We start from the raw sequence: 13,849 nt of genomic DNA, 5'->3' as shown, positions 1-13,849 counted from the left end.
CCGATTGGATACCGATCATGTCTGCCACCGCCCCCAGCCTCCGTTCCTCGCTCACGCCCCTGACCTTTGCCGCCTTCTTTGCGGTCTACGTGATCTGGGGCTCGACCTATCTCGGCATCCGCATCGGCGTGGCGAGCTGGCCACCGTTGATGATGGCCGGGTTGCGCTTCGTCATCGCCGGTAGCATCCTGTTCGCCGTGCTGCGTTTGATGGGCTATCCGTGGCCGACCCGGCGCGAGTGGGGCGGGGCGGCGATCCTCGGCGTACTGATGCCGGCGCTGGGCAACGGCCTTGTGACGGTGGCCGAGAAGGACGTGTCGTCCGGCGTCGCCGCGCTGGTGATCGCCACCGTGCCGCTGTTCACCGTCCTGTTCTCGCGCGCGTTCGGCCACAAGGTGCGCGGCGTCGAGTGGCTAAGCATCGCGCTGGGCCTCGTTGGCATCGCCCTGCTCAACCAGGGGGCCAACCTGTCGGCCAGCCCGGCCGGGGCCTTGCTGCTCGTGACTGCGGCGGCGAGCTGGGCGTTCGGCTCGGCGTGGAGCCGCCGCCTGCCGCTGCCGGCAGGACCGATGGCCAGCGCCTGCGAGATGCTCGCCGGCGGCGTGGCGCTGCTCGTCGGCAGCCGCGCGATGGGCGAGACGCTCACCGCAGCGCCGAGCCTGTCCGGCTGGCTGGCGCTCGGCTACCTGATTGTGTTCGGCTCGATCATCGCGTACAGCGCCTACCAGTATCTGCTCGGCCATGTGCGTCCGGCTGCGGCGACCAGCTACGCCTACGTCAACCCGGCGATCGCGGTGGGGTTGGGCGTGATGTTCGCCGGCGAGCACATCGGCACGCCGGAGCTGATGGCGATGGCGGTGATCATCGGCTCGGTCGCCTTGCTCGGTTTCAAGAGTCGTTGAGCCCCCGCACGGGGGTGATGACCCCCCTTTTTGCCTGATTCGGCGGCCGATCCGACGAACGGCGGCGATTCGGTCAGGCTTGGGGCTGATCTGATACCAAGTTGTTCATTTCCCGATGTTTTCTCGGTTTCCATGCAGACCACTTTTCCCCGGAAAAGTGGTCTGTTGTGTTTTGTATTCAGGATGCGGCGCAGCAATCGGCGATTTTTGCATCGCCTTGTCAAATCACGCCCACAAAGCCGGCAAAATGGTCTTAAAGTGGTATTGACACGGCGCGGCCCCGCCCGCTAGTGTGCGAGCCGACTGCCCATACCGGGCCGAGGAGACCGACCGCATGGATAACCGCCTCATCACGCTCAAACCCGACGAATCGCTGGCGACGCCGCTGTACCTGCAACTGGCGCGCAGCCTGAGCCTCGCGATCAGCGCCGGCTGGTGGCGCCCGAACGAGGCGCTGCCGTCCGAGCGCAATCTGTCCGACGAGATCGGTGTGTCGCGCGTCACCGCGCGCAAGGCGCTGGACCTCTTGTTCGAGCAGGGCCTGATCCGCCGCCGCCAGGGGTCTGGCACCTTCATCTCGCAGCGCATGGAACAGCCGCTGTCGCGACTGACCGGCTTCACCGAGACGCTGACCGAAAAGGGCTACACCCCGTCGACGATGTGGCTGAGCCGCGAAGCCGGCGTCGCCAACCACGAGGAGGCGGTGCGCCTGGGCATCGAGCCGCTCGCCCCGGTGGCGCGGCTCAAGCGCCAGCGCCTGGCCGACGGCGTGGTGATGGCGATCGAGCACAGCACGCTGCCGCTCGACTGCCTGCCCGAGCCGGCCGAGGTCGGCGACTCGCTGTACGCCCACCTCGACGCGCTCGGCCACGCGGTAGTGCGCGCCCGACAGCATATCCGCGCGGTGAACGCGCCCGAGCACATCGCCCGCCTCGCGCAGGTGCCGGTCGGCGACGCGATGATGCTGGTCACCCGGGTCGGCTACACCGCCGACGACCGCGCGGTCGAGCTGACCGTCACCTATTGTCGCAACGACTACTACGACTTCGTGGTGGAGCTGACCCGATGAGTGCCACCTCCCGCATCCTTGCCGGCCGCATCCTGACCTCACAGGGCTGGCTCGACGGCGAGCTGACAGTCCGTGGCGAGCGGATAGCCGCGATCTGCGGCACGCCGGTCGACGACGATGGCAAAGCCTGCCGCTACATCCTGCCCGGTTTCATCGACACCCATGTGCACGGCGGCGGCGGCGCCGATGTGATGGAAGGCGGCGAGGCGGCGGTCACCATCGCGCGCCAGCATGCCCGCTTCGGCACCACCTCGCTGCTCGCCACTACGATGACCGCGCCGCGCGCCGACATCGAGGCGGCGCTCAGTGCGATCGGCGCGGCCTGCCGAGAGCGTGCGCCCGGCAGTGCGCGCATCCTCGGCGTGCACCTGGAGGGCCCCTACATCAATCCGGGCAAGCTCGGCGCGCAGCCGGCGCAGGCCAAGGCCGGCGTGCTCGACGAGGTCGAGGCGTTCATGTGCCTGGCGCCGCTGAAGCTGATCACCGTCGCGCCGGAGGTGTCCGGCCATCTCGACCTGATCCGGAGCTTGGCCGACCGCGGCGTGCGCGTGCAACTCGGCCACACGCTGGGTCGCTACGAGGACGGCGTCGCCGCGCTCGAACACGGCGCCAGCGGCTTCACCCACCTGTTCAACGCGATGACCGGCCTGCACCACCGCGAGCCGGGCATGGTCGGTGCCGCGCTCGCGCACGCCGAGTATGCAGAGCTGATCCCCGACCTGCTGCACGTGCATCCGGGTGCAATCCATACCGCCTTGCGCGCGATCCCGCACCTGTTCTGCGTCACCGACTCGACCGCGGCGGCCGGCATGCCGGACGGCGATTACAAGCTCGGCTCGCAGCCGGTCACCAAGTGCCTGGGCGGGGTGCGCCTGGCCGATGGCACCCTGGCCGGCAGCACGCTGACGATGAACGTCGCGCTGAAGAACCTGGTGGGCATCGGCCTGACGTTGGCCGATGCATCGAACCGGCTGTCGCGCTACCCAGCCGACTACCTGGGCGTCACCGACCGCGGCCGCCTGGAAGAGGGGGGCTACGCCGACCTGGTGCTGCTCGATACCCAACTGAACCTGAACGAAGTCTTTGTCGAAGGAGAATGCCTTGGCCTCGCTGATGCTTGAGGAAGCGCTGTCGGCCCCGGAAGCGGTTGCCGCCCAGCATATGTATTCGGACGAGCGCCTGTCGGTGCTGGCGCGCCAGCTGGCGCAGCGTCCGCCAAAACTCGCGCTGACCGTCGCCCGCGGCAGTTCCGACCACGCGGCTAGCTACTTCGCCTACCTGACGATGCAGCGCCTCGGCGTGCCGGTGGTGTCGCTGCCGATGTCGCTGATGACGCTGCACCGTGCGCCGCTGGCGGTCGACGGTGCGCTGGCGGTGGCGCTGTCGCAGTCGGGCCAGAGCCCCGACCTGGTCGACACGATGGCGGCGCTCGGCGCCGCCGGCGCGACCACGGTGGCGCTGGTCAACAAGCCGGACAGCCCGCTGTCCGAGGCGTGCGAATGGGCGGTGCCGCTCGCCGCCGGCGCCGAGCGGAGCGTCGCCGCGACCAAGAGCTATATCGCGACGCTCGCCGCAGTCGCGCGGTTGGTCGCGCACTGGGGCAACGACCGCGCGCTGCTTGCCGCGCTGGAGACGCTGCCGGAGCGGCTCGCCGACGCGGCACAGCAGGACTGGAGCGCCGCGCTGCCGGTGCTCAAGGACGCCGAACGCATCATGGTGGTCGGCCGCGGCCTCGGCTTCGCGGTGGCGCTGGAGGCGGCGCTGAAGTTCAAGGAAACCTGCGCGATCCAGGCCGAGGCGTTCAGCAGTGCTGAGATCAAGCACGGTCCGATGGCGCTGATCGACGAAGGCTACCCGCTGCTGGTGTTCGCGCCGCGCGGTCCGGAGCAGGCCGGCATCCTGGCGCTGGCCGACGAGATGCGCGGGCGCGGCGCGCGGGTGCTGTTGGCGGCCCCGGCCGACGTGGCCGGGCGCGACCTGACGCTCGCCACCGCCGACGACGCGGTGCTCGACCCGCTCACCGCGATCCAGAGCTTCTACGTGATGGCGGCGCACCTGGCCGAGGCGCGTGGCCTGAACCCGGACGCGCCGCGCCATCTGCAGAAGGTCACCTGCACCCTCTGAGCGGCGGCAGGGTAGAACAGGGCCGCCGCAGAGCGGCCCCCGGTAAAAACAGATGAATGAGAGAGAGGAACCGATGTCGACTGATGCACTGACCCTGCTCGCCCCGCTGACCGGCTGGGTGGTTCCGTTGTCCGAGGTGCCCGACCCGGTGTTCGCCGGCGGCATGATGGGCGAGGGCGTGGCGATCGAGCCGGCCGACGGCCGGGTGTACGCGCCCTGCGCCGGCACGATCAGCCAGCTCGCGAAGACCGGCCACGCGCTGACGCTGAGCAGCGACGCCGGGGCCGACATCCTGATCCACGTCGGCATCGACACCGTGCTGTTGAACGGCGCGGGTTTCACCGCCCGGGTCCGTGAAGGGCAGCGCGTCGCCGCCGGCGAGACGCTGATCGAGTTCGACGCCGACCGGGTCGCGCAGGGCGCAAAGAGCCTACAGACCGTAGTGCTGGTGGTGAACGGCGACGCGTTCGTGCCGGCATCGCTGGGCCTGGGCCGGGTCGAGGGCGGGGAGACGGTGCTGATGAGTGTGAGCCCGTGCGGCCAGGCTAGCGACGAGGCGACCCTGTCGGCCTCTGGCGAGGTGCTTTTCGCGCAGGCCACGGTACGCCACGGCGGCGGCCTGCACGCGCGTCCGTCGGCGCTGGTGCAGGCTGCGGCCAAGCCGTTCGCCGCCCGGGTCGAGGTGCGCTTCGGTGGGCGCTCGGCCAAGGCGGCCAGCGTGGTCGGGCTGATGCGGCTCGGCACCGACGAGGGCGATACGGTCGAGGTGAGTGCGCAGGGCCCCGACGCGGCGGCGGCGCTCGCCGCGGTGGTGGCGGCGATCGAGACGGTGAGCGAGGCGGCGCATGCACCAGCTGCCGTTCCGGTACCGCTGCCGAGCGCCCAGCAAGGCCCGCGCTTCGCCGGCGTCTGCGCAGCACCGGGCCTGGCGGTCGGCACCCTGGTGCGGCTCGACCACGGCCTGCCCGAGCTTGCCGAGACCCCGGCCGGTGCGGACGCCGAGTTCACCCGGCTTGCCAGTGCGCTCGCCAGCGTGCGCGAGCAGATCGACGCGATGGTGCACGGCGCGAGAGCCAAGGCTTTGACCCAGCAGGCCGACATCTACAGCGCCCACCTCGCGCTGCTCGACGACCCGGAGCTCGCTGCCACCGCCGAGAATAGCGTCGCCAACGGCATGGCCGCCGGCGCGGCGTTCCGCCAGGCAGTGCAGGTGCAGACCGACGAATTGCGCGCGCTCGACAACCCCTTGTTGCGCGAGCGGGTCAGCGACCTGAACGACATCGCCCGCCAGGTGCTGACCCAGCTGGCCGGCGGCAAGCTGCCCGAGCCCGAGTTGGACGAACAGAGCATCCTGCTCGCCGACGACCTGGCACCGTCCGAGCTGACCCGGCTGCCGCGCGAGCGGGTGGCGGGCTTCGTCACCGCCCAGGGCGGCGCCACCAGCCATGTGGCAATCATCGCCCGGGCGATGGGCATCCCGGCGCTGGTCGCCGCGGGCGATGGCGTGCTGTCCTTGCCGGCCGGCCGCGAGGTGGTGCTCGACGCGGCCGCCGGCCTGCTCGACGCCGAACCTGAGGCAGCCACGTTGTCCGAAGCGCGTCAGCGCCTAGCGCTGTTGCGGGAGCAGAGCGCCCGCCGCTTCGCCGCCGCCCACGACCCGGCACTGAGCCGCGACGGCGTGCGCGTCGAGGTCGCCGCCAATATCGGCAGCCTCGCCGACGCCGAGGAGGCGGTGCGCTGCGGCGCCGACGGGGTCGGCCTGCTGCGCACCGAGTTCCTGTTTCTCGAGCGCGACAGCCTGCCGAACGCCGCCGAGCAGCGCGACAGCTATCAGGCCATCGTCGACGCGCTCGCAGGCAAGACCGCGATCATCCGCACCCTCGACGTCGGCGGCGACAAGTCGCTGCCCTACCTGCCGCTGCCGCCCGAGCCGAACCCGGCGCTGGGCCTGCGCGGCATCCGCAGCGGCTTCGCCCGCCCCGAGGTACTGGAAGCGCAGCTCGAAGGGCTGCTGTCAGTGAAGCCGCTGGCGCGCTGCCGCATCCTGCTGCCGATGATCACCGATGTGGCCGAGCTGATCGCGGTGCGCGCGCTGATCGACCAGATCGCAGCGCAGCTCGGCGTGACCGAGCGTCCCGAGGTCGGCGTGATGATCGAGGTGCCGTCGGCGGCGGTGCTGGCCGACCAGTTGGCCGAGCACGCCGACTTCCTGTCGATCGGTACCAACGACCTGACCCAGTACGCGCTGGCGATGGACCGCTGCCATCCGGGCCTCGCGGCGCAGATCGACGGGTTGCACCCGGCGCTGCTGCGCCTGGTGAAGCTGACGGTGGACGGCGCGGCCAAGCACGGCCGCTGGGTCGGCGTGTGCGGCGCATTGGCGTCCGAGCCGGCCGCGGTGCCGGTGCTGGTGGGCCTCGGCGTCGCCGAGCTGTCGGTGGGCGCGGCCTTGGTGCCGCAGATCAAGGCGCAGGTGCGCGAGCTGAGTGTCGATCAGTGCCGTCAAGAAGCGCGGGCGATGCTCGGCCTGCCGTCGGCGCAGGCGGTGCGCGAACGGGTGGCGGCCGTGTGGCCGCAGCCGTGATGCGCATCAATCTACACAGGGGAGGAGATAAACAATGAGTGGCAACAACGACAAGTTCGCCAAGATCCAGCAGCTGGGCCGCGCGCTGATGCTGCCGATCGCGGTGCTGCCGGTGGCCGGCCTGATGCTGCGCCTCGGCCAGCCGGACCTGCTGGACATCAAGCTGCTGGCGCAGGCCGGCGACGCGATCTTCGGCAATCTGGCGCTGATCTTCGCGATCGGCGTGGCGGTGGGCTTCGCCAAGGACAACAACGGCACGGCCGGCCTCGCCGGCGTGATCGGCTACCTGGTGCTGACCGCAGTGCTGAAGGTGATGCCGGACACGCTGCAGGCGCACGCGGCCGGCGGCGGCTTCTGGGCATTGTTCGTGCACCTGGACGACGCCGGCAAGCCGGTGGCGATCAATATGGGCGTGCTCGCCGGCATCGTCAGCGGCATCGTCGCCGGCAACCTGTACAACCGCTACAAGGACATCCAACTGCCGCCGTATCTGGCGTTCTTCGGCGGCAAACGCTTCGTGCCTATCGCCACCGGCTTCGCCTGCCTCTTGCTGGCGCTGCTGTTCGGCCTGATCTGGCCGCCTATCCAGTCGGGTATCGACGCGGTCGGCCATTGGCTGATCAATGCCGGCGAGTTCGGCTTGTTTGTCTACGGTGTGCTCAACCGCCTGCTGATCGTCACCGGCCTGCACCACATCCTCAATTCCTTCGCCTGGTTCGTGTTCGGCAGCTTCACCGACGCGGCCGGCAAGTTGGCCACCGGCGACCTGAACCGTTTCTTCGCGGGGGACCCTTCCGCCGGATCGTTCATGACCGGCTTCTTCCCGGTGATGATGTTCGGTCTGCCGGCGGCATGCCTTGCGATGTACCGCCACGCCCGTCCGGAGAACAAGAAGGCGGTCGGCGGCGTGCTCCTGTCGATGGCGCTGACCGCGATGCTCACCGGCGTCACTGAGCCGGTCGAGTTCGCCTTCATGTTCCTCGCACCTATGCTGTACGCGGTGCACGCGATGCTGACCGGCGTGTCGATGGCCCTGATGCACCTCATGCACGTGCGCCTTGGCTTCACCTTTTCGGCCGGTCTGTTCGACTTCCTGTTGTCGATGGGCAAGGGCGAGAACGGCCTGACGATGTTGGCGGTCGGCGTGGTGTACTTCGCCGTCTACTACGGCCTGTTCAGCTTCTGCATCCGCCGTTTCGACCTGCCGACGCTCGGTCGCGAAGCGACCCCGGCCGCCGTGGTCGTCGCAGCCAGCGGCAGCGAGCGCGGACTCGCTTATCTCGCGGCGCTGGGCGGCTCGGCCAACCTGAAGGCGGTCGACGCTTGCACCACCCGCCTGCGCCTGCAGGTGGTCAGCAACGACGCGGTCGACGAGCCGGCGCTGAAGGCGCTCGGCGCGCGCGGGATGATCCGCCCGGCTGCCGGCAGCGTGCAGGTGGTGATCGGCCCCGAGGCCGACCTGATCGCCGACGAGGTGCGCGCCGCCTGGGCGGCCACGCCGGCTGCCACCGCCAGCGTCCCGACCAGTGCGGTCCCCGTCGCGGCCGCCGCAAATGCAGCGCCCCCACTGGCCGAACGCGAGCGCTGGCTCGCCGCGCTGGGCGGTTCGGCCAACCTGCGCTCGGTCAGCGCGGTGGCCGGCAACCGCCTGCGCCTGTCGCTGGTCGATGCCGCCCGGCTCGACGAGACGGCGCTGGTGTCGCTCGGCGCATTTGGCGTGCAGCGCTTCTCGGCGGAGCTGGCACACGTGGTGCTGAACGGCCCGGCGGACTCCTTGGCCGGAGCGCTGGTCGCGCGCTGAGCGGCTTCCGGCGTCGCAACAATGGCACCGCATGCGGTGCCATTTTTCATGTCGCTGGCCGCCCCTCGCTCACCACCGGGCCACTCCGCTTCCTTGTCGGCCTGCCCGTGCCGCGCGACTGGCGGAGTTGGGGATAAGGCTGGGGATAAGCGGTGGATGGTCAGGGGAAGCATTGGGGACAACGCGACGACACAGGATGCCGCGCGCCGCTCTCCACCCCGCTTTGTCACTCGGCGCCTGCCACGCCCGATCCAATGCGCACAGCGCGATTCCTTTTCTCTGCCCGCTCACCTTTCTCTCAGTGACTGCGCACGGAGGGAGCCTTGTTATCGGTGTAAGTAGTTTCCATGGGAAATATTTTGCAAGAGATAGTTGAATTATGTACTATTGAAAAATGAACAGTGATTCCATCATCGCCCCGCGCTCCTACCAAGAGGCCGAAGAACGCATTGCCCGCGTCTACCAGCGCCTGCCCGGTAGCGGCGAGCAGAACACGGCACTGCTTACCCTGATCAAGCATCTGTGGAAGTGGTTGGCCGAGGGGGCCAACGCCGAGCTGGGCGACAGCGGCCTCAACATCGTGAGCTTCTCGACTCTGCTGATGCTCTATAGCGCGCCGGGCTCGTCGGTGAACCCTTCCGAGCTGTCTCAGTGCACCGGCGAGACGCGAACCAACATGACCCGCATCTGCAACGAGCTGGAACAGCTGGGGCTGATCTGCCGGGCTCCCTGTCCGACCGACCGCCGCCGTGTCGATCTGGCGCTGAGCGAGCGCGGGGCCGAGCTGATGGACGGTCTGCTGCCGAAACTGCGCGCCCGCAGCGAGACCGCATTCCAGGTGCTGTCCGACACCGAGAAGGACACGCTCGAAAGCCTGCTCAAGAAGCTCTTGCTCGGATTCGAGCAGCATGGCTGATCCGGGGTCGCTGACCGTCGCCATTGAAGGTTAAGTACGAAATGAAACGCATCTATTCAGGTTTTGCCCGCAGCGGCCTGCGTATCGCGCCACTGTTGGCGGCGCTGGTTCTCGCCGGTTGCGCGGCGCTGCCGCATCAGCAGGCGCAATCGACCATGCGCGCGCCGGTCCAGGCCGACTTCGTGATGCCGGGCAGCGACCCGTGGCCGGAGGCCAACTGGTGGCAACAGTTCAGCGATTCGCAGCTCGACCAGCTGGTGACGCTGGCGCTGCAGAATTCGCCGTCGCTCGAGACGGTGAAGGCGCGCATCGACACGGCACGTGCCTCGGTCGACCTGACCCGCGCCCAGGCCGGCGCCACGCTGGATCTGAACACCTCGGTATCGCGCCAGCGCTTCTCGGCCAACACGATCTATCCGCCCCCGTTCGGCGGCAACATCTTCAACGAAGGCCGCATGACGCTGGACTTCCACTATGACTTCGACTGGTGGGGCAAGCAGAAGGCCGCGCTTGAGGCCGCGTTGGGTCGCCACCGCGCCGCCGAGGCCGAGACCGCAGGGGCCGCGCAGACGCTGATCGCGGCGGTGTCGGAAACCTACTTCCAGTACCAGGCCGATCTGGCACGCCTGGCGCTCGCCAAGCAGGACGAGGGCGTCCGCCAGCAGCTGGTGACGCTGCAGCAGCAGCGGGTGCGGGCGGGGCTCGAGGCCGGCGAGACGGCGGAGCCGCTGACGGCCGATCTGGAGAGCGCGCACCAGCAGGTGCTCGCGCTTGAGAACGACGCCGCCACCACGCTCAACCAGTTGCGCGGCCTCGTCGGCGTGCGGGGTGACGCCTTCCCGGCGCTCGCAGCGCGCCCGCTGCCGCAGGCCAACGGCGGCCTGCCGGCCAACCTGCCCTTGAACCTGGTGGGGCGCCGCGCCGACATCGCCGCCGCGCGCGAGCAGATTTATGCCGCCGGTGAAGAGGTGAAGCAGGCCAAGGCCGAGTTCTACCCGGACATCAACCTGGCGGCCTTTGTCGGTGTGGACAGCCTGGATCTGGGCACCATGTTCAAGAACGGCAGCCACATTCTCGGTGTCACCCCGGCGCTGAGCCTGCCGATCTTCCACAGCGGTGCGCTGCAGGCCAACCTGCGGGGCGCCGAGGCCAACGTCACGCTCGCGGTGGCGCAATACAACCAGACGCTGCAGCAGGCGGTGCAGGAAGTGAACGACGCCGCGCTGCGCCTGAAGGGCACGGCCGACGAAGCCACACCGCTCAACAATGCGCTGGCGGCACGGCAGCGCGACGCCGCGCTGTTCGGCCAGCAGGCGCGCGCCGGGCTCGCCGATGGCCGCAACTCGCTGAGGGCGAGGGCGGTGGCGCTGAGCCTGCAGGACCAACAATTGCAATTGCAAACCAGGGCGCTGATCGCCCGTGTCGATTTGTACAAGGCTCTCGGCGGCGGCTATCGCGACGCTGCGGCCAGCCCGGCGACCGCCGCAGCGGCGCGCTGAGCCTTCGGAGAACATCATGTCGGAACAAGCTCAACAAACCCCAGAGAAGCCAAGCAAGGGCAACGGCAATGGCAAGCGCAAACAGCTGATGATGAAGATCGGCGGCGTGTTCGCGCTGGCCGCGATCGCCTACGGTGCCTACTACCTGTTCTATCAGCGCTTTCACGAAGAGACCGACGACGCCTACGTCAACGGCAACCTGGTGTACGTGAACGCCCAGGTGGCCGGCACGGTGGTATCGATCGGCGCGGACGATACGCAGCTGGTCAAGGTCGGGTCCTCGCTGGTGCGCTTCGACGGCGCCGACACCGCCGTGGCGCTGGCGCAGGCCGAGGCGGCGCTGGCCAGCTCGATCCGCCAGATGCGCCAGTCGTTCAGCAACGTCGACCAGAACACCGCGGTACTGGAACAGAAGAAGAGCGACATCGCGCAGCGCGAGGCGGATCTTGCCAAGGCGAAGGAAGACCTGGCGCGCCGCCTGCAGCTGTCCGGCACCGATGCGGTGGCCGGCGAGGACATCGCACACGCCAAGGCCGCGGTGCAGAACGCACAGGCGGCGCTCGACTCGGCCAAGGCCGCGCTGGTGGTGGCGCAGCGCCAGCTCGAGGTATCGCGCGCGCTGACCGATCGCACCACGCTGACCGACAGCCCGAGCGTGCGCCAGGCGCGCGCCAACTACGAGCAGGCGTACATCAACAATGTGCGCGGCAGCGTGCCGGCACCGATCACCGGCTTCGTCGCCAAGCGATCGGTGCAGGTCGGCCAGCGCGTGTCGCCGGGTACCACGCTGATGGCGATCGTGCCGCTGAACAATCTGTGGGTCGACGCGAATATGAAGGAGTCACAGCTGACCGATATCCGCATCGGCCAGCCGGCGGAGGTGACCACCGACGTGTACGGCAGCCGCGTTACCTATCACGGCAAGGTGGCCGGCATCGGCGCCGGCACCGGTAGCGCGTTCTCGCTGCTGCCGGCGCAGAACGCCACCGGCAACTGGATCAAGGTGGTGCAGCGCGTGCCGGTGCGTATCGCGCTCGATCCGAAGGATCTGGAGCAGCATCCGCTGCGCATCGGCCTGTCTACCGTGGTCAACGTCGACACCCACGACCGCAGCGGCTCGGCGCTGACCGCGCTCGCGGTGAACCGGGCGTTGGCGACCCCGGTGTATGACGACCAGCTGAAGGCGGCGCGCGCGTCGGCGCAGGCGATCATCCAACGCGAGGCGGGTAAGCCCGTACAGCCATGAGCGCGGCCGCTGCTGAAGGCCTGCCGCACGGCGGGCACCCGCCCATCGTCGGGACGCCGCTGGCGCTGCTGACCATCGCGCTGGCGTTCGCCACCTTCATGGAGGTGCTCGACACCTCGATCGCCAACGTTGCCGTGCCGACCATCGCCGGCAACCTGGCGGTGAGCGCGAGCCAAGGCACCTGGGTGATCTCGTCCTACGGTCTCGCCAGCGCCATCGCGGTGCCGCTGACCGGCTGGATCGCCAAGCGCTTCGGCGAGGTGAGGGTGTTCATCGCCTCCATCCTGCTGTTCACCGTCACGTCGATGCTGTGCGGCCTGGCGCAGAGCATGCCGATGCTGGTGGCGTTCCGTCTGATGCAGGGCTTCTTCTCCGGTCCGATGGTGCCGCTGTCGCAGACCCTGCTGCTGTCGAACTACCCGCCGGCCAAGCGCGGCATGGCGATGGCGGTGTGGGCGATGACGGTGGTGGTGGCGCCGATCTTCGGCCCGCTGCTGGGCGGCTACATCACCGACAATATGAGCTGGCCGTGGATTTTCTACATCAACGTGCCGGTCGGCCTGCTGGCGGCCTGGGTGACCTGGAACCTGCTCGGTCACCGCGAGACGCCGACCGCCAAGCTGCCGATCGACAAGGTGGGCATCTTCCTCCTGGTGCTCGGGGTGGGCAGCCTGCAGGTGATGCTCGACAACGGCAACGACTACGACTGGTTCAACTCGTCCTTCATCGTCACGCTGGCCGTCGTCGCGGCGGTGGCGCTGACCTTCCTGATCGCGTGGGAGCTGACCGACGAGCACCCGGTCGTCGACCTGTCGCTGTTCAAGAGTGTCAACTTCCGTGCCGGGGTGATCTCGCTGTGCCTGGCGTATTTCGCGTTCTTCGGTTCGACGGTGCTGTTGCCGCTGTGGCTGCAGACGGTGCTCGACTACACGCCGACCTGGGCCGGCATGGCGACCGCGCCGGTGGGTATCCTGGCGCTGGTGTTCTCGCCCATTGTCGGCAAGAATCTGCACCGTACCGACCTGCGCCTCGTTGCTTCGTTCGCCTTCGTGGTGTTCGCCGCCACCTCGTACTGGCTGTCGACGTTCAACCTGGAAACCGAGTTCTCGATGCTGCTCTGGCCGCGCTTTCTGCAGGGTCTGGGCGTGGCGTGCTTCTTCGTGCCGGTGAACTCGATCATCGTGTCCGGCCTGCCGACCTCGCGGCTGGCGGCGGCGTCCGGCCTGTCGAACTTCTTCCGGACGCTGGCCGGCAGTTTCGCCACCGCGATCGTCGTGACCATGTGGGACCGGCGCGCGCAGATGCACGAGGCGGTGCTGAGCGAGCACACGGTGGCGAGCGGGCAGGCGACGCAGGACTACATCGCCCAGCTCGGCCAGCACGGCATCAGCGGCAGCGGCGCCTACGCCTATATGCAGCAGGTGATGCATTCGCAGGCGGTGCAGATCGCCACCAGCGAGATGTTCAGGGGCTTCGGCATCCTGTTCATCCTGTTGATCGCGGTGTTGTGGTTCGCCCGGCCGCCGTTTACTGCCGGCGGTGGTGGTGGGCACTGAGAACCTGTTCACGATCTGCTGCACTCGGGTGATCCTGCGTTGAAATGCCGCTCAACATGCTCATGGACTCCATGTCCATTCCGCTGTTTCGCGTCATTTCGCCTTGGCTGACCCTTCGTTCGCGAGATCGTGAACAGGTTCCGAGCCCGGCA

The 13,849-nt window shown here is 68.7% G+C and carries 10 protein-coding genes; all 10 read left to right on the top strand.

Annotated elements, in window-relative coordinates; all coding sequences use genetic code 11:
• Nucleotides 1-17 precede the first annotated feature (17 nt).
• The 10 genes from yedA (at nt 18) to QU481_RS07360 (ending at nt 13,697) form a co-directional block, all read left to right on the top strand.
• Nucleotides 18-902: a drug/metabolite exporter YedA gene (yedA, locus tag QU481_RS07405; RefSeq protein ID WP_289829294.1), complete on the top strand. Its 885-nt coding sequence runs from the start codon at nt 18-20 to the stop codon at nt 900-902.
• A 334-nt stretch (nt 903-1,236) separates the two neighbouring features.
• Nucleotides 1,237-1,971, top strand: a complete 735-nt coding sequence (locus tag QU481_RS07400; RefSeq protein ID WP_289829293.1) for a GntR family transcriptional regulator — start codon at nt 1,237-1,239, stop codon at nt 1,969-1,971.
• Nucleotides 1,968-3,092, top strand: coding sequence for an N-acetylglucosamine-6-phosphate deacetylase (gene nagA / locus QU481_RS07395; RefSeq protein WP_289829292.1), 1,125 nt, complete (start codon nt 1,968-1,970; stop codon nt 3,090-3,092). The genes QU481_RS07400 and nagA overlap by 4 nt, the downstream gene beginning before the upstream one ends.
• Nucleotides 3,073-4,095 carry an SIS domain-containing protein gene (locus QU481_RS07390; RefSeq protein ID WP_289829291.1) on the top strand — a complete coding sequence of 341 codons (1,023 nt, stop codon included), beginning with the start codon at nt 3,073-3,075 and terminating at the stop codon, nt 4,093-4,095. Before nagA ends, QU481_RS07390 begins: the two co-directional genes overlap by 20 nt.
• 73 nt (nt 4,096-4,168) lie before the next feature.
• Nucleotides 4,169-6,679 carry a phosphoenolpyruvate--protein phosphotransferase gene (gene ptsP / locus QU481_RS07385; protein WP_289829290.1) on the top strand — a complete coding sequence of 837 codons (2,511 nt, stop codon included), beginning with the start codon at nt 4,169-4,171 and terminating at the stop codon, nt 6,677-6,679.
• Nucleotides 6,680-6,713: 34 nt separating this feature from the next.
• On the top strand, nt 6,714-8,480 hold the full coding sequence (nagE, locus tag QU481_RS07380; RefSeq protein WP_289829289.1) for an N-acetylglucosamine-specific PTS transporter subunit IIBC: 1,767 nt from the start codon (nt 6,714-6,716) through the stop codon (nt 8,478-8,480).
• A gap of 394 nt (nt 8,481-8,874) precedes the next feature.
• On the top strand, nt 8,875-9,396 hold the full coding sequence (locus QU481_RS07375) for a MarR family winged helix-turn-helix transcriptional regulator (RefSeq protein WP_289829288.1): 522 nt from the start codon (nt 8,875-8,877) through the stop codon (nt 9,394-9,396).
• Between the two features lie 41 nt (nt 9,397-9,437).
• Complete coding sequence (locus tag QU481_RS07370; RefSeq protein ID WP_289829287.1) at nt 9,438-10,895, top strand: efflux transporter outer membrane subunit; 1,458 nt, start codon at nt 9,438-9,440, stop codon at nt 10,893-10,895.
• 16 nt (nt 10,896-10,911) lie between these two features.
• A complete protein-coding gene (locus QU481_RS07365) occupies nt 10,912-12,141 on the top strand; it encodes an HlyD family secretion protein (protein WP_289829286.1) in 1,230 nt (409 codons plus the stop codon).
• A complete protein-coding gene (locus QU481_RS07360; RefSeq protein ID WP_289829285.1) occupies nt 12,138-13,697 on the top strand; it encodes a DHA2 family efflux MFS transporter permease subunit in 1,560 nt (519 codons plus the stop codon). The genes QU481_RS07365 and QU481_RS07360 overlap by 4 nt, the downstream gene beginning before the upstream one ends.
• The last annotated feature ends 152 nt before the right edge of the window (nt 13,698-13,849 follow it).

The organism is Crenobacter oryzisoli (assembly GCF_030385785.1).
GTDB lineage: Bacteria > Pseudomonadota > Gammaproteobacteria > Burkholderiales > Chromobacteriaceae > Crenobacter_A > Crenobacter_A oryzisoli.
This window is presented reverse-complemented; position numbering and strand designations above follow the sequence as displayed.